21 protein-coding genes and 2 pseudogenes are annotated in these 20,138 nt (G+C 69.2%); 14 read left to right on the top strand and 9 right to left on the bottom strand.

The window, feature by feature from the left end; all coding sequences use genetic code 11:
* Position 1 precedes the first annotated feature (1 nt).
* Positions 2-1,357: an MFS transporter gene (locus ABDW31_RS00825; protein ID WP_184716938.1), complete on the bottom strand. Its 1,356-nt coding sequence runs from the start codon at positions 1,355-1,357 to the stop codon at positions 2-4.
* An 83-nt stretch (positions 1,358-1,440) separates the two neighbouring features.
* On the opposite strand from ABDW31_RS00825, the gene ABDW31_RS00830 reads away from it, so the two are divergent.
* Positions 1,441-2,145, top strand: coding sequence for a winged helix-turn-helix domain-containing protein (locus ABDW31_RS00830; protein ID WP_184716936.1), 705 nt, complete (start codon positions 1,441-1,443; stop codon positions 2,143-2,145).
* A gap of 1 nt (position 2,146) precedes the next feature.
* On the opposite strand, the gene ABDW31_RS00835 is transcribed toward ABDW31_RS00830, so the two are convergent.
* A complete protein-coding gene (locus ABDW31_RS00835) occupies positions 2,147-3,205 on the bottom strand; it encodes a DUF2855 family protein (RefSeq protein WP_184716934.1) in 1,059 nt (352 codons plus the stop codon).
* 164 nt (positions 3,206-3,369) lie between these two features.
* Here ABDW31_RS00835 and ABDW31_RS00840 point away from each other — a divergent pair, with 164 nt between their 5' ends.
* Positions 3,370-4,266, top strand: coding sequence for an EamA family transporter (locus tag ABDW31_RS00840; RefSeq protein WP_184716932.1), 897 nt, complete (start codon positions 3,370-3,372; stop codon positions 4,264-4,266).
* Between the two features lie 8 nt (positions 4,267-4,274).
* On the opposite strand, the pseudogene ABDW31_RS00845 reads toward ABDW31_RS00840, so the two are convergent.
* Positions 4,275-4,358: pseudogene (locus ABDW31_RS00845) on the bottom strand (hypothetical protein); the annotation flags it as partial.
* Positions 4,359-4,462: 104 nt separating this feature from the next.
* Here ABDW31_RS00845 and ABDW31_RS00850 point away from each other — a divergent pair.
* Positions 4,463-5,602, top strand: a complete 1,140-nt coding sequence (locus ABDW31_RS00850; RefSeq protein ID WP_184716931.1) for an epoxide hydrolase family protein — start codon at positions 4,463-4,465, stop codon at positions 5,600-5,602.
* Between the two features lie 50 nt (positions 5,603-5,652).
* Entirely contained in the window at positions 5,653-6,672 is a 1,020-nt protein-coding gene (locus ABDW31_RS00855; protein WP_184716929.1) for a low specificity L-threonine aldolase, read from the top strand.
* A 39-nt stretch (positions 6,673-6,711) separates the two neighbouring features.
* Here ABDW31_RS00855 and ABDW31_RS00860 read toward each other — a convergent pair whose 3' ends face one another.
* From ABDW31_RS00860 to ABDW31_RS00875, 4 genes are all read right to left on the bottom strand, one after another.
* The gene (locus ABDW31_RS00860) at positions 6,712-8,919 is read right to left on the bottom strand and encodes an EAL domain-containing protein (RefSeq protein WP_184716927.1); all 2,208 of its coding nucleotides are present in this window, start codon (positions 8,917-8,919) and stop codon (positions 6,712-6,714) included.
* 164 nt (positions 8,920-9,083) lie between these two features.
* A complete protein-coding gene (locus ABDW31_RS00865; RefSeq protein ID WP_184716925.1) occupies positions 9,084-9,716 on the bottom strand; it encodes a carboxymuconolactone decarboxylase family protein in 633 nt (210 codons plus the stop codon).
* Positions 9,716-10,240, bottom strand: a complete 525-nt coding sequence (locus tag ABDW31_RS00870; protein WP_184716923.1) for a VOC family protein — start codon at positions 10,238-10,240, stop codon at positions 9,716-9,718. Before ABDW31_RS00870 ends, ABDW31_RS00865 begins: the two co-directional genes overlap by 1 nt.
* 68 nt (positions 10,241-10,308) lie before the next feature.
* Positions 10,309-10,668 carry a phage holin family protein gene (locus ABDW31_RS00875; RefSeq protein ID WP_184716921.1) on the bottom strand — a complete coding sequence of 120 codons (360 nt, stop codon included), beginning with the start codon at positions 10,666-10,668 and terminating at the stop codon, positions 10,309-10,311.
* A gap of 139 nt (positions 10,669-10,807) precedes the next feature.
* Between ABDW31_RS00875 and ABDW31_RS00880 the strand changes: the two are divergent.
* The 7 genes and pseudogenes from ABDW31_RS00880 to ABDW31_RS00910 form a co-directional block, all read left to right on the top strand.
* Positions 10,808-10,876: pseudogene (locus tag ABDW31_RS00880) on the top strand (hypothetical protein); the annotation flags it as partial.
* On the top strand, positions 10,873-11,769 hold the full coding sequence (gene rpoH, locus ABDW31_RS00885) for an RNA polymerase sigma factor RpoH (protein WP_184716919.1): 897 nt from the start codon (positions 10,873-10,875) through the stop codon (positions 11,767-11,769). The pseudogene ABDW31_RS00880 and the gene rpoH, both read left to right, overlap by 4 nt.
* A 75-nt stretch (positions 11,770-11,844) precedes the next feature.
* Complete coding sequence (locus ABDW31_RS00890; RefSeq protein ID WP_184716917.1) at positions 11,845-12,285, top strand: hypothetical protein; 441 nt, start codon at positions 11,845-11,847, stop codon at positions 12,283-12,285.
* A 251-nt stretch (positions 12,286-12,536) separates the two neighbouring features.
* Positions 12,537-13,631, top strand: a complete 1,095-nt coding sequence (locus tag ABDW31_RS00895; protein ID WP_184716915.1) for an HPP family protein — start codon at positions 12,537-12,539, stop codon at positions 13,629-13,631.
* Positions 13,632-13,696: 65 nt separating this feature from the next.
* Positions 13,697-14,359, top strand: a complete 663-nt coding sequence (locus ABDW31_RS00900; protein WP_184716913.1) for a glutathione S-transferase — start codon at positions 13,697-13,699, stop codon at positions 14,357-14,359.
* Positions 14,360-14,504: 145 nt separating this feature from the next.
* On the top strand, positions 14,505-15,794 hold the full coding sequence (locus tag ABDW31_RS00905) for an alginate export family protein (protein ID WP_343698228.1): 1,290 nt from the start codon (positions 14,505-14,507) through the stop codon (positions 15,792-15,794).
* A 165-nt stretch (positions 15,795-15,959) separates the two neighbouring features.
* Positions 15,960-16,385: a VOC family protein gene (locus tag ABDW31_RS00910; protein WP_184716909.1), complete on the top strand. Its 426-nt coding sequence runs from the start codon at positions 15,960-15,962 to the stop codon at positions 16,383-16,385.
* A gap of 23 nt (positions 16,386-16,408) precedes the next feature.
* On the opposite strand, the gene ABDW31_RS00915 is transcribed toward ABDW31_RS00910, so the two are convergent.
* A complete protein-coding gene (locus ABDW31_RS00915) occupies positions 16,409-17,044 on the bottom strand; it encodes a hypothetical protein (protein ID WP_184716907.1) in 636 nt (211 codons plus the stop codon).
* Positions 17,041-17,343: a PadR family transcriptional regulator gene (locus ABDW31_RS00920; protein ID WP_184716905.1), complete on the bottom strand. Its 303-nt coding sequence runs from the start codon at positions 17,341-17,343 to the stop codon at positions 17,041-17,043. Before ABDW31_RS00920 ends, ABDW31_RS00915 begins: the two co-directional genes overlap by 4 nt.
* A 159-nt stretch (positions 17,344-17,502) precedes the next feature.
* Between ABDW31_RS00920 and ABDW31_RS00925 the strand changes: the two genes are divergently transcribed.
* The 3 genes from ABDW31_RS00925 to greA all read left to right on the top strand — a co-directional run bounded on the left by ABDW31_RS00925 (position 17,503) and on the right by greA (position 20,088).
* Complete coding sequence (locus ABDW31_RS00925; RefSeq protein WP_184716904.1) at positions 17,503-17,856, top strand: hypothetical protein; 354 nt, start codon at positions 17,503-17,505, stop codon at positions 17,854-17,856.
* A gap of 8 nt (positions 17,857-17,864) precedes the next feature.
* A complete protein-coding gene (locus ABDW31_RS00930; RefSeq protein WP_184716902.1) occupies positions 17,865-19,466 on the top strand; it encodes a methyl-accepting chemotaxis protein in 1,602 nt (533 codons plus the stop codon).
* A 148-nt stretch (positions 19,467-19,614) separates the two neighbouring features.
* A complete protein-coding gene (greA, locus tag ABDW31_RS00935) occupies positions 19,615-20,088 on the top strand; it encodes a transcription elongation factor GreA (protein ID WP_184716900.1) in 474 nt (157 codons plus the stop codon).
* Positions 20,089-20,138: the final 50 nt, after the last annotated feature.

Here is a 20,138-nt window from a genome sequence, read left to right on the forward strand (position 1 = left end):
GTTAGGGCCTGGCCTTCAACGGCCATCCCGCCACGGCCGCCGCCGCGACCAGCAGAACCGCTGCGCTCAACCCTGACACTCTCAACCCCATCACCGCGTCCGCCCCCGCCAGCGCGCCGAAGATCGCCACCCCCGCCGCGCCGCCGACCTGGCGGCAGGCGTTGAGGGTTCCGGAAGCCGCGCCGGCGTCGTGGCGGTCAACGCTGGCCAGGAGGCCGCTGGTCAGGGCCGGGATGGCCAGGCCCATGCCGCCGGGGATCAGGGCGAAACCGGGGACCATGTCCCAGAGGCCGCTCCCCGCCCCCAGCCGCGCGGTCAGGGCGTAGCCGCAGGCGGCCAGCAGCACCCCGCCGGTGGTCACCGCCCGGGCGCCGAACCGCGCCACCAGCCCGCCGCTGATCAGGTTGGAGACGATGAAGGTCGCCGTCAGCGGCAGGAAGGCCAGGCCCGCCTGACCGGGCGGCCAGTGCAGGGCCCGCAGCATGTAGAGTCCCAGCACGAAGATCAGGCCGTAATAGGTGAAGTTCAGCGCCGAGCCGACCACCACCGCCGTCCAGGCCGGACGCTGGCGAAAGGCGCCCAGCGGCATGGCCGGATGGGCCGCGCGGCGCTCGACCAGCACGAAGGCGGCGGCCAGGATCACGCCGGCGACCAGGGCCAGCAGCGGCCAGCCGCTCCAGCCCCGATGGCCGCCCTCGATCAGGCCGCCGACCAGCAGGGTCACCGCCGCCACCGCCAGAGCCTGGCCGGGGATATCGAACGGCACGCGAGGCTTCTTCGGGGCCTCGGGCGTGACGATGAGGGTCAGCATCGCCCCGGCCGCGCAGACCGGCAGGTTGACGAAGAACACCCAGCGCCAGTCCAGGGCCTCGACCAGCAGGCCGCCCAGCACCGGCCCGGCGGCGATCGACACCCCGCCGGCAGCGGTCCACCAGCCGACGGCCGAGGCCCGCTTGCGGTCGTCCCCGTGGGCGGCGTGGGCGATCAGGGCCAGCGAAGGCGGGATCAGCAGCGCGCCGGCCGCGCCCTGGGCCACGCGGGCCAGGATCAGCATCAGGGGCGTCGTCGCCAGGCCGCACGCCGCCGAGGCGATCCCGAACAGCAGCAGCCCGGTCACGAACGCCCGGCGCGGTCCCACCCGGTCGGCGATCGCGCCGGCCGACAGCAGCATGGCCGCCAGCGCGAGGATGTAGGCGTCGACCACCCATTGCAGCTGGGCGGTCGGGGCGTCGAACGCCTTGCCGACAGCGTCCAGCGCGACATTGACAATGGTCACGTCCAGCTGGGTGACGAAGAAGCCGAAACTGGCGGCGCCAGTAATCCAGGAAAGATTTGGGATGAGGGGCAGCTTTCTCATGCCGTCTCCATGCCCCGCCTCGCCTCTGGAATGCTACACGCGCCGATGAACCATTCCGCGCCGGATGGGCCTAGAGTGCAGCCATGGACGCCAACATCGCCACCCCCGCCGCCCTGATCGGCGACCCGACCCGCGCGGCCATGCTGCAGGCCCTGCAGGACGGCCGCGCCCAGCCCGCCAGCGCCCTGGCCTGGGCTGCCGGCGTCACCGCCCAGGCTGCCAGCAACCACCTGGCCAAGCTGGTCGACGGCGGCCTGCTGGCGGTCGAGCGTGAGGGTCGGCATCGGTATTACCGCCTCGCCTCGGCCGAGGTGGCGCATGTCATCGAGGCGCTGTCGGTGCTGGCGACGCCGGTGCGGTCGCTGGAGGTCCCGCGGTCGCCGAAAGCCCGGGCGCTGCGGGATGCGCGGTGCTGCTACGGCCACCTGGCCGGGCGGCTGGGCGTGCGGGTCTGCGAGGCCCTGGTCGAGCGCGACCTGATCCGGCCCGAGGCGGACAAGCTCTACGCCGTGACGCCGGAGGGCTCGGCCTGGTTCGCGGACCTGGGCGTGGCGGTGGACACCCTCCGCTCGCCGCGCGGCGTGGCGCGGCAGTGCCTGGACTGGACCGAGCGCCGGCACCACCTGGCCGGGCCTCTGGGCGTGAGGCTGCTGGAGGCGATGACCGCCCACGGCTGGCTGGCGCTGGAAGCCAAGGGCCGCGCGGTGCGCCTGACAGCCGAGGGCGCGGCGGCGCTGCGCGAGCGGCTGGGCGTGAGCCTGGATGACAACGCCCAAGCGGCCGCTTGATTTACGGCGCCAGCACCACCCCCACATCCGGCGCCGTCCCGCCATCCACCTGCGCCAGATAGGCCTTCTGGATCGCCGCCTGCCCCGCCGAGCGCTCGACCTTCAGCCACCGCGGCGCATCCGCCACGAACCCGCTCCAGGCCGCGCCATAGCGCTGCTCGAAGCCGCCGGGGCCCCAGTCGTTCTGGCGCTTGGTCACGCGATCGGGCGCGAAGAAGAAGGCCGGCTGCGGGCCGGGCAGGTCGCTGGTCCCTTCGCGCGGCGCTTCCCAGTGGGTGCCGCCGACCAGGATCGAGGCCTTCAACTCATCACCGAACCGCCGATGCACGCCGCCCAGCACCGCCGCGTCACCAGCGAAGTCGACATAGGCTGCCGGCCCTTCGATCGGCGCAGTCGCCAAATCCTCGTACAGCACCACCCGGTCGTAGAAGCCCAGCCCCTCGACGAAGGCCTTGTTGCGGGCCGAGGTCAGGCCCACGATCTTGGCCGCGCCGCGCTTCTTCAAAAGCGCCGCCAGACCGATCGCCGTCTTCGACGAGGCGCTGGAGAGGATTACGCTTCTGGCGCCATAGAAGCCGTTCTCGTCGAACTGGTCGTCGATCAGGAAGGCGGTGATGAACAGCGGCTGCAGCAGCGCCTGGTGGGCCTGCAGGCCGTCATCCTCGCCGACGGCCAGATACTGGTTGTAGATCGGCGGCAACGGCGCGCGGTGCGCGGAGACGTCGGTGAAGCCGCTGCGTCCGGCCTTGGCCTGCACCGTCAGGTGGGTCGACATCGGCCAGTAGCCGTAGAACCGCTGGCCCACGGCGATGTCGGGATTGGCCGAGGCCTCGACCCGTGCATGGCCCCAGACCGGCACGCGGCCGAACCCCTCCGGGGCCGGGAAGAAGTCCCAGTAGCGCATCATCTCGCCGAACACCGCGTAGGTGATATTGTTGGCGGTCAGGGCGAAGCTCTCGATGGCCAGACGCACCTGGCCGTCCTCGAGCGGCGGCGGTTCGGCGTCGCGGAACTGGCTCTGCCGAAGGTCCGACTTGGCGACGACGAAATCCCAGCCCATGGCGCTTGCTCCCTTAACAATCGACCGACGTTCGCCCGCGCCCCGATCGAAGTCAAACGCCCGTTGGAATTGTCACACGGGACAATGTTTCCGTTGCGGCAGGGGTCGCGAGGGCTCAAGTCCGCCCTACCCGTTCCCCCTGATCCGCCCAGTGGAGCCGACCGATGACCCACGCGTCCCTGCCCTTGCGCCACTTCCTGCTGGCGCTGGCCGTGGTGGCGGTCTGGGGCACCAATTTCGTGGTCATCCGCATCGGCCTGGACCACCTGCCGCCGCTGCTGTTCGCCACCCTGCGCTTCACCATGGTGCTGCTGCCGGTGGTGTTCTTCGTCAAGCGCCCGGCCGTGCCCTGGAGCAACCTGGCGGCCTATGGCCTGCTGATCGGCGCGGGCCAGTTTGGCCTGCTGTTCGTGGCCATGAAGGGCCACATCTCGCCGGGCCTGGCCTCGCTGCTGCTGCAGACCCAGGTGTTCTTCACTATCGCCCTGGCCATGCAGATCAATCGCGAGCGGGTGCAGGGCTTCCAGATCGCGGCCCTGCTGCTGGCCGTAGCCGGCATCGTGGTCATCGCCGCCCATGGCGGCGGCGCGGCCACGCCGCTGGGCGTGGGCCTGGCCCTGCTGGCCTCGCTGAGCTGGGGCTGCGGCAACATCGTCGCCCGCCAGGCCGGACCGGTGAACATGCTGGGCTATGTCGTCTGGGCTAGCCTGTTCTCGATCCCGCCGCTGTTCCTGATGTCGCTGTGGCTGGAAGGCTGGCCGGCCATCGTCAAGGGCGTGACCAGCGCCGGCCTCGGCACCTGGATCGCCGTGGCCTGGCAGGCCGTGGGCAACACCATGTTCGGCTATGCCGCCTGGGGCTGGCTGCTGCACCGCCATCCGGCCGCCACCGTCACCCCGATGGCCCTGCTGGTCCCGGTGTTCGGCATGAGCGCCTCGGCCCTGTTCCTGGGCGAGGGCCTGCCCGCGTGGAAGCTGATCGCCGCTGCCCTGGTGCTGACCGGCCTGGCGGTGAACATGCTGTGGCCCAAGCTGCGGATGCGGTTCGCGGCGGCCGCCTAACCCTTCCCGTCATCCCGCGCTTTATGCGCGGGACCCATTTGTCCGCCGCGAGTGAAGTGCGGGTCCAAACTCTCACGTGGAAGCTGAACCATGGGTCCCGCGCATAAAGCGCGGGATGACGGAGTGTGGTTGTGAGGGATGTGTTGACCTCCCCCACGTCACCCACCTGACCCTCTCTGAAAAAGGGAGGCGACCCATGCCGACGCCGTTCGAGGCCGCCTGGACCAAGGCCCAGGTCGACAAGGTGCTGGACCAGGTCCGGGCCTATGAGTTCCCACCGGCGCCAGAAGGCGGCGGCTGGGCCTATGGCTGCGACGCCGATTTTCTGGAGGCCCTCTGCGGCTACTGGACCGACGGCTATAACGTCACCACCGCGCTGGCGACCCTGAACCGCTTCCCGCAGTTCACCGCCACGATCGAGGATCTCGATATCCACTTCGTCCACGTGGTCGGCGAGGCGCAAGGCAAGCGCCCGCTGCTGCTGACCCACGGCTGGCCGGGCTCGCATTTCGAGTTCTGGGACGCGATCGAGCCCCTGGCCTTCCCCTCGCGCCATGGCGGCGATCCAGCCGACGCCTTCGACCTGGTGATCCCGTCGCTGCCGGGCTTCGGCTTCTCAGGGAAACCCAAGCGACCGCTGGGCCAGCGGGCGACGGCGCGGCTGTTCAACACGCTGATGACCCGCCAGTTGGGCTACGACACCTATCTGGCGCAGGGCGGCGACTGGGGCGGCCTGGTCACCTCGTGGCTGGGCCTGGACCACGCCGCGTACGTCCGCGCCATCCACCTGAACATGATCGGCCTGCGCCCGGCCGGACCGCCGACGACGCCGGAGGAGATCGCCTGGATCACCGGCTTCGGCGCCCAGATGGATCTCTGGGGCGCCTATTTCCGCCTGCAGGCCAGCAAGCCCCAGTCCGTCGCCTGGCTGGGGGCCAACAACCCCGTTGGCCAGGCCGCCTGGATCCTGGAGCGCTTCCACGATTGGGCGGACCTGTCGGCCAAGCCCTTCGAGCAGGTGTTCACCCGCGACCAGCTGCTGACCAATGTCATGCTGTATGTGATGACCGGCAGCTTCACGACCGGCGCCTGGTACTACCGCGCCATGCTGGAGGAAGGCGGGCCAGTCCTGGCGCAGGGCCAGCGTTGCGAGACCCCGACCGCCTTCGCAAACTTCCCCGGCGAGAGCATCTACAAGCCCCCGCCCCGCTCGTGGGCCGATCGCGCCTACAACATCACCCGCTGGAGCGAGATGCCCCGCGGGGGCCACTTCGCGGCGATGGAAGAGCCGGGGCTGTTCGTCGACGACGTTCGGGCCTGGGCGCGGACGCTGTAGACGCTCCACCGCCGCCATGGCATCCGGGCGCTCTGCTTCAGGAGTTCGCCATGGCCCGCTACGATTTCGCGTCCGACAATGTCGCCGGGGCCATGCCCGAGGTGATGGAGGCCATCGTCGCGGCCAATGTGGGCACGGCCTCGGGCTATGGCACGGACCATGTCAGCCAGGCCGCCGCCGACCGCATCCGGGGCCTGCTGGACGCCGATGCTGAGGTCCGCTTCACGGCCTCGGGCACGGCCGCCAACGCGTTCGCCCTGACCCTGCTGGCCCAGCCGCACGAGGCAGTGCTGGCCCATGAGCACGCCCACATCTGCACCGACGAGACGGGCGCGCCGGGCTTCTTCGGCCAGGGCGTGGGGCTGATCGGCTTGGCCGGCCCGTCGGGCAAGATCGAGCTTTCCGGCCTGGAGGCGGCGCTGGAGAAGCCCGACGTCTCCTACCACCAGCCGGCCGCCGCCCTGTCGCTGACCACCGCCACCGAGTACGGCACGGTCTATTCGGAAGACCACCTCAAGAGCCTGATCGCGCCGGTGAGGGCCAAGGGCTACGGCGTCCACCTGGACGGCGCGCGCCTGGCCAACGCCGTGGCCGCCGGCTTCGACCTGAAGAGCGTGGCTAAGATGGGCGTCGACATTCTGGTGATCGGCGGCACGAAAGCCGGCTCGACCCCGACCGAGGCCGTGGTGTTCCTCAACCCCGCCCACGCCCGCCGCCTGGACGCGCGCCTCAAGCACGCGGGTCAGCTGGTGTCGAAGGGCCGCTTCCTGGCCGCCCCGTGGCTGGGCCTGCTGGGCGAGGACGGCGGGACGGGGCCCTGGGCGGCCCGTGCGGCCCACGCCAACGCCATGGCCGAGAAGCTGGCCAGCCTGATGCCGTTCGAGATCAAGCACCCGGTCGAGGCCAACGGCATCTTCGTGGAGATGGACGAACCGACCCTGGAGCGCCTGCGCGGCGAAGGCTGGTTCGTCTACCGCTTCCTGGACGGCACGGTGCGCTTCATGTGCTCCTGGGCGACGACGCCGGAGATGGTCGAGGACCTGGGCGCGGCGTTGGGGCGGGTGCGCTAGCAGCTCCCTCTCCCATAGGGAGAGGGTTGGGGTGAGGGGTTACACTCTCGACCGCTTTAACCCCTCATCCTCCCACGCCTGCGGCGCGGGCCCCTCCTTCTCCCTCTGGGAGAAGGTTTCAACGGGCGCCGAGACGACATCCACCCGCTCCACGCCCAGCAACTTCGCAATATCCGCCGCCGGCGCCGGCCGGCTGATGAAATACCCCTGGATCTCGGCGCAGCCCTGGCCGCGCAGGGCGTCCAGCTGTTCCTGGGTCTCGACGCCTTCGGCCGTGGTGACCACGCCCATGCTGGCGCCCAGGTCCAGCACGGCCTTGATGATGGCCATGGCGTCGCTGTCGTCGAGGATGTCGCGGACGAAGGTCTGGTCGATCTTGATCTTGTCGAACGGGAAGCTGCGCAGATAGCTCAGCGAGCTGTAGCCCGTGCCGAAGTCGTCCATCGAGATCCGCACGCCCAGGGCCTTAAGGTCGTGCAGCATCTGCATGTTGGCGACGTTGTCCTGCAGCAGCACCGACTCGGTGATCTCCAGCTCCAGGCGTTCGGCGGCCAGGCCCGAGGCGGCCAGGGCCGAGACGACGGTGCGCACCAGGCCGCGATCGCGGAACTGGGCCGGCGACAGGTTCACCGCCAGGCGCACGTGCTCGGGCCAGGTGGCGGCCTCGGCGCAGGCATGGCGCAGGACCCACTCGCCCAGCGGCACGATCAGGCCGATCTCTTCGGCCAGCGGGATGAAGTCGGCCGGCGAGACCATGCCCCGGTCGGGGTGGCGCCAGCGCAGCAGGGCCTCGCAACCCGTCACCCGCTCGTCGCCCAGATGGTAGAGCGGCTGGTAGAACAGTTCGAACTCGCCGGCCTGCAGCGCGCGGCGCAGGTCCAGCTCCAGCGCCCGGCGGGCCTGCAGCTGCTCGTCCATGGCGCGTTCGAAGAAGTGGAAGGCGCCGCGGCCGTCGCCCTTGGCGCGATAGAGGGCCATGTCGGCCTTCTTCAGCAGCTCGTCGGCGTCCTCGCCATCCGAAGGCGCGGCGGCGACGCCGACGCTGGCGCCGATCACCACCTGGTGGCCCTGCAGGTCGAACGGGGCCGACATGGCCTCGACGATGCGGCCGGCCAGGCGCGTGGCGCCGGACATGTCCGACAGGCCCGTCTGCACCACGGCGAACTCGTCGCCGCCCAAGCGCGCGACGGTGTCGCCCTCACGCACGCAGCTGCGCAGGCGCTCGGCGGCCTCGCGCAGCAAAGCATCGCCCAGCGGGTGGCCCAGAGTGTCGTTGACGGTCTTGAAGCGGTCCAGGTCGATGAAGTGGACGGCCAGCTGGTCGCCCTTGCGGGCCCGACGGGCCAGGGCCTCGGACAGCGACTTCTGGAACAGCACGCGGTTGGGCAGTTCGGTCAGCGGATCGTAGTGGGCCAGACGGGCGATCTGGGCCTCGGCCCGCTTGCGCTCGGCGATGTCTTCCGAGACGCCCAGCAGATATTCGGCCTGGCCATCGACGCCGCGCAGGGCGATCTTCTTGGTGCGCAGGATGGCCGTCGAGCCGTCGCGGCGCGGCACCAGGTCTTCCTCGATCACGCGCACTTCGCCGGAATCCAGCACCTCGCGGTCGCGCTCGACATAGAGGGCGCCCAGTTCCTCGCCATGGACGTCGGCGTCGGTGCGGCCGATCACCTCGTGGCGCGGCAGGCCCAGGGTCTTCTCGCCGGCGCGGTTCAGCAGCACGTAGCGATGGTCCTGGGCGTTCTTGACGAACACCATCGAGGGCATGGCCTCGACGATGGCGGTCATGAAGGTCTGGGCGCGTTCGACTTCCGCCTTGGCCTCGGCCAGCTGCTCGACACCCCGACGGTTGGTCTCGTTGGCGGCCTGCAGCAGGCCCAGCACCGTGCCGACGCCCAGATAGCGGCCGCCCTCGGTGACGATGAAACCGCGCAGCAGGTCCGAGGCGCGATAGGACAGGCTGTTGGTGGTGAATTCGGCGAGCTCGGCCCCGGCGTCGACGACCAGCGGCTCGCGGTCCATCAGGGTCGAGATCGGACGGTTGGCATAGAGCGCGCGGCCATACTCGGCGGCCATGCGCAGGAAGAAGGCGTTGCGTTCGACAATGCCGATCGGCCGGTTGTCGTCGTCGACGACCGGAACGATCAGGGTGTCCGGCTCCGCCCGGAACCGGTCATACAGAGACTTGCCGAGATCTTCCTGGCGCGCGGGCGCCAGCGAAGAAACCGTATCCCGCAGGGTGAACATCAATACGCCTCCACTCGCGAGCGGAGGAGCCATTCACTCGGCTAACGACGTGATAATGGCAGAGCTGTTGACGGCGGATTTCGCGAAACATTCATGCAGCCGTCACAGTGCTTGCGGGCATTTTTACTGGTTTTCGCGCCAGACGATGAGATGCAACCCAGGCGCTACTTTTCCGTGTCCAGGAAATCGCGACCGGCGAACGCCGGCGCGGCCACCTCGACCACCGGCTCGTCGCGATCATCGTACTCGGTGCGCAGGGCCCGGCTCATCACTGCATGCATCTCGTAGAGGCAGGTGATGTAGGTCAGCTCCAGGATCTGCTCGTCGTCGAGGAACGCCTTGAGCGCGGCGAACACGCCGTCGGCGATGCGGCCGCCGTCCAAAACGAGGCCGTCGGCATAGGCCAGCACGGCGCGCTCGTTCGCGTCGAACAGGTCCGACACCGGCCAGTGCGGCACGGCGGCGATCTTGGCTTCCGAGACCCCCAGGCCGCGCAGAGATTTGCAGTGCTGGGAGAACACGAACTGGCTGCCCCGCGCCCAGCCGGCCCGGGTCTGGGCCAGCTCGCGCAGCACCGGGTCCAGCTTGCGGGCCGGATCGCGATAGAGGGCAAAGCCCTGCGAGGCGTGCTTGAGAATGTCGGGGCTGCCGGCGAACACCGTCCACCAGTCGCCGCGTGTGCCGGTGGCGGTGCCGGGTTCAGCCACCGGATCGCGGTCGTCGAACAGCAGGTCGTAGAGCTTGCGGGTCCGCTCGTCAGTGACCTCGGCGCGGGAAACCTGGCGCAGGCGGGGCATCAGGCGTCTACCGTCATGCCGGCGGGCTCGTGGGCGACATCGGCGGCGGCGAAGTCGCGGGTGAAGGCCGCCAGCTCCATCATGACGCCGTTGGGATCGGTGAAGTAAACGGAACGCACGAAGACGCCCGGATGCGGCTCGCGCGCCACGCCCATGGGGCTGTCGTCGTGGCTGATCACCATCGGAAAGGTCGGGACGCCGGCGGCCTGCAGGCGCGCCAGGCAGGCCTCGAGGTCGGCTTCGTCGACGCTGAAGGCCACGTGGTTCATCGAGCCGACGGCGGTCTTGGCGTCGGCCGGGAACGACCGGACCGAGGCGATCCCCGGCGCAGCCGCCGGCGTCGTCGGCCACCAGAAGAAGGCCAGGCACGCCCCGCCGCCGCAGTCGAAGAAGAAGTGCTGCCCGCCGTCCGGCAGGGCCACGGTCTTGACGAGGGGCATCTGCAGCACCTCGGTATAGAACCTGACCGTCTCGCCCATGTCGCGGCAGACGAGCGCCAGGTGATTGACGCCGGTGATCTTCATCTCGGCTTCCTCCCGACGCGGGAGGTTACGCCGATGGATCAGCGGCGCCAGCTTGCCGCGACGTCGACCTAGTCCCGCTCGCGCTTCGTATCCCCGATCACCACCTGGCCGATCCAGCTGACGATGCCCGTGACCACCGCCGCCTGGATCCCCGCCCACAGGCCATGGACCTCCATGCCGGGCACGACCAGCGACACCAGGCCGATCATCGCCGCGTTCACCACCAGCAGGAACAGGCCCAGGGTGATCATGGTCAGGGGGAAGGTCAGCACCGTCACCACCGGGCGGACGATGGCGTTGACAATCCCCAGCAGGAAGCCGGCGATGAGCAGCGTGGTCCAGCCCTCGGCCACGACCCCGTCGACCAGGCGGTCCGACAGCCACAGGCCGGCGGCGGCGATCAGGATGCGAAGGATGAAGCGAAGCATGGACCGACTCTCCCAGATTTCCTGAAGAGTGGCCGATTGCGCGGCGCGATCAAAGTGCCGCCGCATTCGTACAATATCCAAGCGGGCAACTCGGACATTACAAATGCGTTACCACCCTTTCGCCCGCGACTTTGCGCCCTATCTATCCTCTCGTGTGGGGGATGATCGCGCGCGATTGGCGAGCGGATCCGCACGCAAGGGGATATGAAGACCATGGCCGTAAATTCTCTATCGGTGATGTCGCCGGACGGCGGCCTGTCGCGCTACCTGACCGAGATCCGCAAGTTCCCGATGCTCAGCAAGGACGACGAGTTCATGCTGGCCCAGCGCTGGAAAGAGCATCAGGACAGCGACGCCGCCCACAAGATGGTCACCTCGCACCTGCGTCTCGTGGCCAAGATCGCCATGGGCTATCGCGGCTACGGCCTGCCGATCGGTGAAGTGATCTCCGAAGGCAATGTCGGCCTGATGCAGGCGGTCAAGAAGTTCGAGCCCGAGAAGGGCTTCCGCCTGGCGACCTACGCCATGTGGTGGATCCGCGCCTCGATCCAGGAATACATCCTGCGCTCGTGGTCGCTGGTGAAGATGGGCACGACCGCCGCGCAGAAGAAGCTGTTCTTCAACCTGCGCAAGGCCAAGAGCCAGATCGCCGCCTTCCAGGAAGGCGACCTGCGCCCTGACCAGGTCAGCCAGATCGCCACCAAGCTGGGCGTGCTGGACAGCGAGGTCATCTCGATGAACCGCCGCCTGTCGGGCCCCGACGCCTCGCTGAACGCCCCGCTGCGTTCGGACAGCGAGAGCGAGTGGCAGGACTGGCTGGCCGACGACGACCAGGTTTCGCAAGAGACCGTCGTCGCCGAGAACGAGGAGAAGTCGCTGCGGATGTCGCTTCTGGAAGAGGCGATGGTCGAACTGACCGACCGCGAGCGTCACATCCTGACCGAGCGCCGCCTGAAGGACGACCCGACCACCCTCGAGGAACTGGCCGCCCAGTACGGCGTCAGCCGCGAACGGGTCCGCCAGATCGAGGTCCGGGCGTTCGAGAAGCTGCAGAAGTCCATGCGCGAGGCGGCCGTCGCCAAGAACATGGTCGAAGCCTAAAGCCTTACCCTTACGGGTCCGAAACGACGCCCGGCGGCCTTGCGGTCGCCGGGCGTTTTCGTGTCTAGCTCGACCATGAACACCGTTCGCCCAACCGACGCCGAGATCGCCGCCCTGGCGCAGGGCCTGCTGGACCACAGCCTGCCCAAGGCCCAGTGGACCCACGCCGCCCACCTGACCGCCACCCTGCGCCTGGTCCGCACCCGCGACGCGGGGCTGGAGCGCGACCTGCCAGGCATCATCCGCACCTACAACGTGTCGGTCGGCGGGGTGAACGATGACACCAGCGGCTATCACGAGACCATCACCCAGGCCTATCTGGCGGCCATCCGCGCGTTCGTGGCGGACCTGCCGGCGGGGATCTCCGACAGCGAGGCCGCACAGCGCCTGCTGGAAACGCCCCTGGGCGACAAGGACTGGCCCCTGACGCATTGGTCGCGCGAACGGCTGTTCAGCGTCGAAGCCCGGCGCGGCTGGGTGGAGCCGGATTTGAAGCCGTTGGGCGCTCGGACTTAGTCGACGAGGGCTGGTGGGTGAGCAGTACCCCCACCTCACCCGTCATCCCGCGCTTTATGCGCGGGACCCATTTATCCGCCGCAAGTACAGCGCCGGTCCACGCTCTCACGTGAAAGCTGAACCATGGGTCCCGCGCATAAAGCGCGGGATGACGGTTAGGGGAAAGCCTGCGCCGCCCTCCCCGACTTTCTTGAACCGTCTGTACAAAAAACGGCAAGACGCCCTCGCCTCGCCGGTCTATCCCCGCCGCCATGACCGGTCGCCTGCAAACGCTCGTCCGGGGCAAGAGCCCCATCCGCCCGATCGACGCGCTCAGAGGCGGCGCCGGCGCCCTGGTCGGCCTGCTGTTCGCCGGCCTGCTGGGACGCTTTGCCGTCGGCGGCGGCGACTGGCTGCATCCGCTGCTGGTGGCGCCGATCGGGGCGTCGGCGGTGCTGGTGTTCGCCGTGCCGGCCAGTCCGCTGGCCCAGCCGCGCTCGGTGCTGGGCGGCAACCTGGTCTCGGCCTTCATCGGCATCGCCGTGGCGATGCTGGTCCCGCAGACCCTGGTCGCCGCGCCGCTGGCGGTCGGGCTGGCGATCGGGACGATGATGCTGCTGGGCTGCCTGCACCCGCCGGGTGGCGCGGTGGCGCTGATCTGCGTGATCGGCGGCCCGGCCGTGCGCGAGGCCGGCTTCCTGTTCGCCCTGAACCCGGTGGCAGTGGACTCCGCCCTCCTGGTCGCTGCCGGCATGGCCTGGGGACGGCTCACCGGCCACTCCTATCCGCACCGCGTCCCCGCCCCGGCCGCCAGCCCGCATCACACCAAGGACCCCGCTCCCGCCGCCCGCATCGGCTACAGCCCCGTCGACCTGGACGCGGCCCTGGCCCGCTACGGCGAGCTGCTGGACGTCACCCGCGAGGACCTGGACGCCCTGTTCCGCGAGGTCGAGATCTCGGCCCACCAGCGGCTGCACGGCCAGATCCGCTGCGGCGAGGTGATGTCGCGCGACGTCATCCGCCTGGACCGCGACCAGTCGGCGGCCAGCGCCCTGGCCTATCTGCAGGAGCACGAGCTGCGCGCCGCCCCGGTGGTCGACGAGGCCGGTCGCGTCATCGGCATGGCCCGCCGCGCCGAGCTGCAGGCCAATAACCGCCGCACCGTGGAGGCGGCCCTCGACCCCTTCGTGCACAAGGTCATGGAGGGCACGCCGATCGCGGCCCTGCTGCCGATCCTGTCCAGCGGCCACACCCACGAGGCCATGGTGGTCGACGGCGAGCGGCGGCTGGTCGGGGTCATCACCCAGACCGACCTGATCGCGGTGCTGTACCGGGCGCATATCGTGGAAAGCGTCGCAGCGGGCTGACCGACGGCCCTCTTGACTGACCCAGGCGTCGTCTCGCCACTGTGGGCGAAAATCGGGAGCGCCTCATGATTGTCGTCCACCACCTGAACAACTCGCGCAGCCAGCGTGTCCTGTGGCTGCTGGAGGAGCTGGGCGTCCCCTATGAGGTCAAGCGCTACGAGCGCGACGCCAACACCATCCTGGCCCCGCCCGAGCTGAAGGCCATCCATCCGCTGGGCAAGTCTCCGGTGATCACCGACGGCGACAAGGTCATCGCCGAGACCGGCGCGATCGTGGAGTATATCGTCGAGACCTATGGCCAAGGCCGACTGGTCCCGGCGGCGGGCAGCGCCGAGCGCCTGCGCTACACCTACTGGCTGCACTATGCCGAGGGCTCGGCCATGACGCCGCTGCTGTTGAAGCTGGTGTTCACCGCCCTGCCCAACCGCGCGCCGGGTCTGATGAAGGGCCTGGTCAGGTCGATCGCCAACAAGGCCCAAGGCAGCTTCATCGACCCGCAGATCAAGCTGCATGTCGACTACTGGGACGCCGAGCTGGCCAAGTCGGCGTGGTTCGCGGGCGGCGCCTTCACCGCCGCCGACATCATGATGAGCTTCCCGCTGGAGGCCGGCGCGGCGCGCGGCGGCGCGGGCAGCCGTCCGCATGTGAAGGCGTTCCTGGAGAAGATCCATGCTCGCCCCGCCTACCAGCGGGCCCTCGAGCGCGGCGGTCCGTACGCCTATGCCTGAGGTTATTGAGACCTGAGGTATTGTCGCGGGGGCGTGACCGGTCCCACCCCCGCGACAACTTACCGCAGTCTTACTTTCCCTGATGTGGGGATCGTGGAGTTCCCGTGGGGAAGGGGATTAACCTTTATCCCCGAGAACCACGACCATGGAAAAGACGCTATTGGCATGCGCGCTCGGGGCTCTGGCATCCGGGCTGGTGGGGATCTCGGCCGCGGAGGCGGGAGAGGCATCGTCGGTTCTGGACGCCATCACGTCCGGCAAGCCGATGCTGGAAGTCCGCACGCGCTATGAGCACTGGGACCAGACCAAGACCGCCACCCTGACGGAGAACGGCCAGCAGCTGACCACCCGCACGCGGGCCGGCTGGGAAACGGCCTCCTACAAGGGCTTCAAGGCCCTGGTCGATTTCGAGAACGTCACCTGGCTGGGTCCGGTGCGCTTTGCGATCACCTCGAACGGCGGTCCGCCGCTGAACGGCGCCGACAAGGCCAAGTATCCGGCCATCAACGATCCCGAAGGCACCGAACTCAACCGCCTGCAGCTGCAGTGGACGCCCAACAAGACCGCCCAGTTCACTCTCGGCCGCCAGCGCATCCAGCTGGACGACTCCCGTCTGGTGGGCGCGGCCCCCTGGCGCCAGGACGAGCAGACCTGGGACGCCTTCCGCGTCGACGTCAACCGCGGCCGATTCAAGGCCACCTACATCTACGCCGACAAGGTCAACCGCACGCTCGCCGAACTGCGCGACTGGGACAGCGACAGCCATTTCGTCAACGCCAGCTGGACCTTCTCCAAGGCGCTGACGCTGCAGGGCTATGTCTATGGCATGGACTTCGAGCAGGCCCCGGCCAGCAGCGTGATCACCAAGGGCGTCAAGGCTTCGGGCAAGCACAAGGTCGGCGCGTACGACCTGGCCTACAACGCCACCTTCGCCCGCCAGAACGACTGGCGCGGCCGCACCGCCCCGTTCGAGCTGGACTATTTCGGGGCCGACGTCGCCGCCACCCGCGGCGCCTACACCCTGCGTCTGGCCTATGACGCCCTGGAAGGCGACGGCGTGCGCGGCTTCGGCTCGGCGACCGGCGCGGCCCACGGCTTCAACGGCTGGGCCGACGCCTGGAACACCCCGGGCGGCTTCAAGAACTTCGCCGACGGCCTGCAGGACGTGAACGTCATGCTGACCGTCAAGCCCAAGTGGTCCTGGCTGCCGGCCAAGAGCGAGCTGATGGCCCGCTACCACGACTTCGACAATGGCCGCACCAATGTCGACCTGGGCCACGAGTGGAACCTGATGTACGCCACGCCGATCAACAGCCATTGGTCGATGCAGTGGAAGTACGCCGACTTCGATCGCGCCAAGACCGTGCCCAAGGGCGCCCTGGCCCCGCCGGCCTCGCGCACCAAGTGGTGGCTGACCATCGAGTACAAGCTCTAGGCCCCCAAGCCTGGACGCGGATCATCAAACCCCTCTCTCCCGCAGAGAGGGGTTTTTTGCGCGCGCTGTCGTTGTCCGCGCCACGCTGAGCGCGCGCCCGCGCTTGCCTCCGTCACACAGTGGGCTCAGCCTCGCCTCCGGCCGACAACCACAAGGAGGATCGCCATGAAGATCGTCACCAGCCTCAGCTTCCAGGGTGAGTGCCGCCAGGCCTTCGACTTCTACGCCAAGGTGCTGGGCGGCAAGGTGACCGCAGCCTTCCCGTTCGGCGACGGCCCGCCCGACACGCCGGTCGACGCCAAGTACAAGGACTGGCTGATGCACGCCTGGCTGGACGTCGGCGACCAGTCGATCATGGGCGCGGACATGCCGCCCGAGTTCGCCCCTAACATCGACAAGCCCAAGAACGGCTTCGACGTCACCTTCCACACCGAGGACCCCGCCGAAGCGCGCCGGGTGTTCGACGCCTTGTCGGAAGGCGGCAAGGTGGGCATGGCCTTCGCCGAGACCTTCTGGTCGCCCGGCTATGGCAGCTTCACCGACAAGTTCGGCATCCCGTGGATGATCAACACCATTCCCAAGCAGGGCTGAGTGTTTGAGGGTGGCGGCCGCGTTCAGCGCGCCTCCATCCGCTGCTCGTCCCGGCGCCACCCGCGCGCCAGGATCCAGGCCGCCAGAGCCATCAGGCCGATCAGGGCCAGGTAGATGATCGGCAGGGTCAGGCCGCCCGCGCCCAGCACCGGCAGGGCGATGGACAGGGCGGCGATGGCGAGCGCGATCCGGTAGACCGCCCGGGTCGCGCCCACGGCCATGGCCAGGGCGGCGACCACGTGCAGCGCGCCCATGCCGCCCAGCACCCCGAAATGCCAGAGGAAATAGGCCAGGCTCTGCTGGTCGATCATGCGCGCCAGATAGGGCGTCATGCCCGCGTCATCGCCGGCCATCAACGCCAGCTTGCGTCCCAGATTGCTGCCGGTGATCTGCAGGTGGACATAGCCCATCATCCCCGCCGCCAGCGCGATCATCAGCCGCGCCAGGACGATCCCGGCGGCCGGCGCGCTGAACCGGCCCCGCCAGGCAGCCCGCACGCCGCCGAGGGCGAAGACCAGGGCCGCGACGGGACGGTCGATATGCGCGATCTCGGCGGCGATCGCGCGCCCCTGCTCGGGACGGACAATGGCCAGCACGCTCTCGGCATGGCGTCCCAGGGCTTGGGCGAGGGCTTGGGCCAAGGCTCGGAGAAGGTTCATGTCGCCAGCCCCAACTCATCTGTCGACGGAACGGTTTGCGTCCACTCCGCGGCGTAGGCCTGGCCGGCGCCGGTCAGGCGGTAGGCGTGGCGCGGAGGGCGGCCCGGCGTCTCGGAAGCTCTCCACTCCGACACCAGCAAGCCCTGCCCCGCCCAGCGCTCCAGAAGCGGATACAGCGTGCCCGCCCCCACCCCGGTTTCCCGTGTAAGATCATAGCCATAACGCCAGTCCGCCGGCGCGGCGAGCAGGGCGTGGAGCAGGCGAAGCGCCGGTCCGGAGGGGCGTCGGGTGCGTTTCATTGCAATATCTCGACATATATCGACTTAAGAGTCAACGCCGTCGCCCGGACGCCCAACCTGTGCGGCCAAGCGTCGCTGGACGGTCGTGCTTAAGATTTCCAAAACCTGACGCGCGGCATCTCAAGGGCTCACGCCCGCCCTCGCAGGAGACGCCCCGCCTTGACGCCCCGCCCTTCCCTGACGCGTCGCATCGCCGCCGTCGCGGGACCGGTCGCGCTGGCGGCGCTGGGCGCGGGCCTGAGCCTCTTCGCCGCCGTCGCGGTCGAGGCCCAGCCCCGCACGCCCGGCCGGATCGCGGCGGTGTTTCCGCCCTGGTGGAGCCCGGCCAAGGTGGTCGGCGCGGCCGCCAGCGCTGGCGACCTCTCCGGCGTCGGCGGCGTGCCGTTCATCGTGATTCTGCGCGGCGATCCCGCCGACCTGGAGCAACGGGCCCGCGCCGCCGGCGCCGTCCTGCTGTTTGACCCCGCCCTGGCCGGCGCCTGCGCGCCCGCCATCACCGCCACCAAGCCCTGAAGACGAACATGAAGCTGGCCTTCTCCAATCTCGAGTCGCAACGCCAGGTCGGCGGCAAGCTGATCGTGGCCCTGGCCTGGGCGATGGTCGCGATCGTCGTCGGCGCGCGCCTGGCCGTACACGAGGGCTTCGCCGGCCTGGCCGTCGCGTCCGTGCTGACCGCCATCTGCGCGACCCTGGCCAGACGCTTCGGCGGCGAAGGCTCGGCCGGCCGCTCGCTGGTCGGGGTGGCGCTGATGGCCCAGGTCTCGCTGTTGGTCGCGGCCCTGGGCGGCCACGCCTGGCAGGGCGACATGCACATGGCCTATTTCGCGGCCCTGGCCCTGCTGGTCGTCTATTGCGACTGGGTGGTGATCACAGCCGCCGCCGCGACCGTGGCCGTGCACCACCTGGGTCTGTCGTATCTGCTGCCCAGCGCGGTGTTCCCCGGCTCGGCCAGCCTGGGTCGGGTCATCGTCCACGCCGTGATCCTGATCGTCGAGGCCGGAGCGCTGATCACCATCACCGCCAGCGTCAACTCGATGTTCGCCGTCAACCACAAGGCCCGCGCCAAGGCCGAGGCCGCCGTCGGCGAGGCCCGCGCCGCCAATGACGCCGCCGAGAGCGCCCGCCGCTCCGAGGAAGAGACCCGCGCGGTCAACACCGCCGCCCGCGAGCGGGCCGAGGCCCAGCGCGACGCCGCTATCGCCGCCCTGGGTCAGGCCCTGGCGCACCTGGCGCGCGGCGACCTGACCGCCCGTCTCGACCAGCGCTTCGCCGAGGCCTACGAGGCCCTGCGCGCCGACTACAACACCGCCGCCGGCAAGCTGGCCGACGCCATGGGCGTGATCGAGGGCCGCGTCGACGGCGTGCGCGCCCACTCCGACCAGATCGCCGACGCCGCCGTGAACCTGGCCAAGCGCACCGAACGCCAGGCCGCCAGCCTGGAAGAAACCGCCACGGCGATGGACGAGATCACCGCCACGGTCGGCCAGACCGCCTCGGGCGCCAAGAAGGCCGCCGACGTGGTGGCCCGCACCCGCGACGATGTCCGCCGCTCGGGCGAGGTGGTGCAGCAGGCCGTCGCAGCCATGACCGCCATCGAGGGCTCCTCGCAGCAGATCACCAACATCATCAGCGTCATCGACGAGATCGCCTTCCAGACCAACCTCCTGGCCCTGAACGCCGGGGTCGAGGCCGCTCGCGCCGGCGACAGCGGCAAGGGCTTCGCCGTCGTGGCGTCGGAAGTCCGAGCCCTGGCCCAGCGCTCGGCCGAGGCCGCCAAGGAGATCAAGGCCCTGATCTCGACCTCGACCCTGCAGGTCGAGACGGGCGTGGGCCTGGTCGGCCGCACGGGCGAGGCGCTGGAGCGGATCGTCTCCCAGATCGCCGAAATCGACGGCCTGGTCAGCGAAATCGCCGCCTCGGCCCAGCACCAGGCGTATGGCCTCCACCAGGTCAACAGCGCCGTCAACCAGATGGATCAGGTGCTGCAGGAGAACGCCGGCATGGTCGAGCAGACCTCGGTGGCCACCCAGACCCTGCACGGCGACGCGGCCCTGCTGGCCGAGCTTGTCAGCCAGTTCGAGCTGCCGCGCGGATTGGCCGAGCCGGTGCGCCGGCGGGCATAAACCTCGCCGGATCGCGGACGACCTGCCCTTAAGGTCAAGCTGAACCCCTTGCGCAGCCGGAGTTGGGCGCCTATCCTCCCAGCCCCCGGTTGTGAAACGCCCGCGACTGGAAGCCATTCCTCCCAAGGCGACCGAGCTAAAATCCGCAATGGAAAAAGTGCCGATGACCGTCGGGGGTTATCAGACCCTCGACGAAGAACTGAAGCGTTTGAAGACCATCGAACGACCGGCCGTAATCGCGGCGATCGCCGAGGCGCGCTCGCACGGCGACCTGTCGGAAAACGCCGAGTACCATGCCGCCAAGGAGCGTCAGGGCTGGATCGAAGGTCAGATCGCCGAGATCGAGGACAAGATCGCCCGCGCGCAGGTGATCGACGTCTCGAAACTGTCGGGCAAGCAGGTGAAGTTCGGCGCCACGGTCAGCGTGGTCGACGAGGACACCGAGGACGAGGCTCGCTACCAGATCGTGGGCGAGCATGAGGCCGACGTGAAGTCGGGCCGCATCTCGGTCCTGTCGCCGCTGTCGCGCGCGATGATCGGTAAGGAAGTCGGCGAGGTGGTCGAGGTCAACACGCCCGGCGGCGTCAAGGCCTACGAGATCCTCAAGGTGGAATGGCTGTAGGGTTCGCCCCAGCTAAGCCACAACTACGGTTCAATGGAGCAAGGCTGCCG

Origin of the sequence: Caulobacter sp., from assembly GCF_039596335.1 — a bacterium.
GTDB lineage: Bacteria > Pseudomonadota > Alphaproteobacteria > Caulobacterales > Caulobacteraceae > Caulobacter.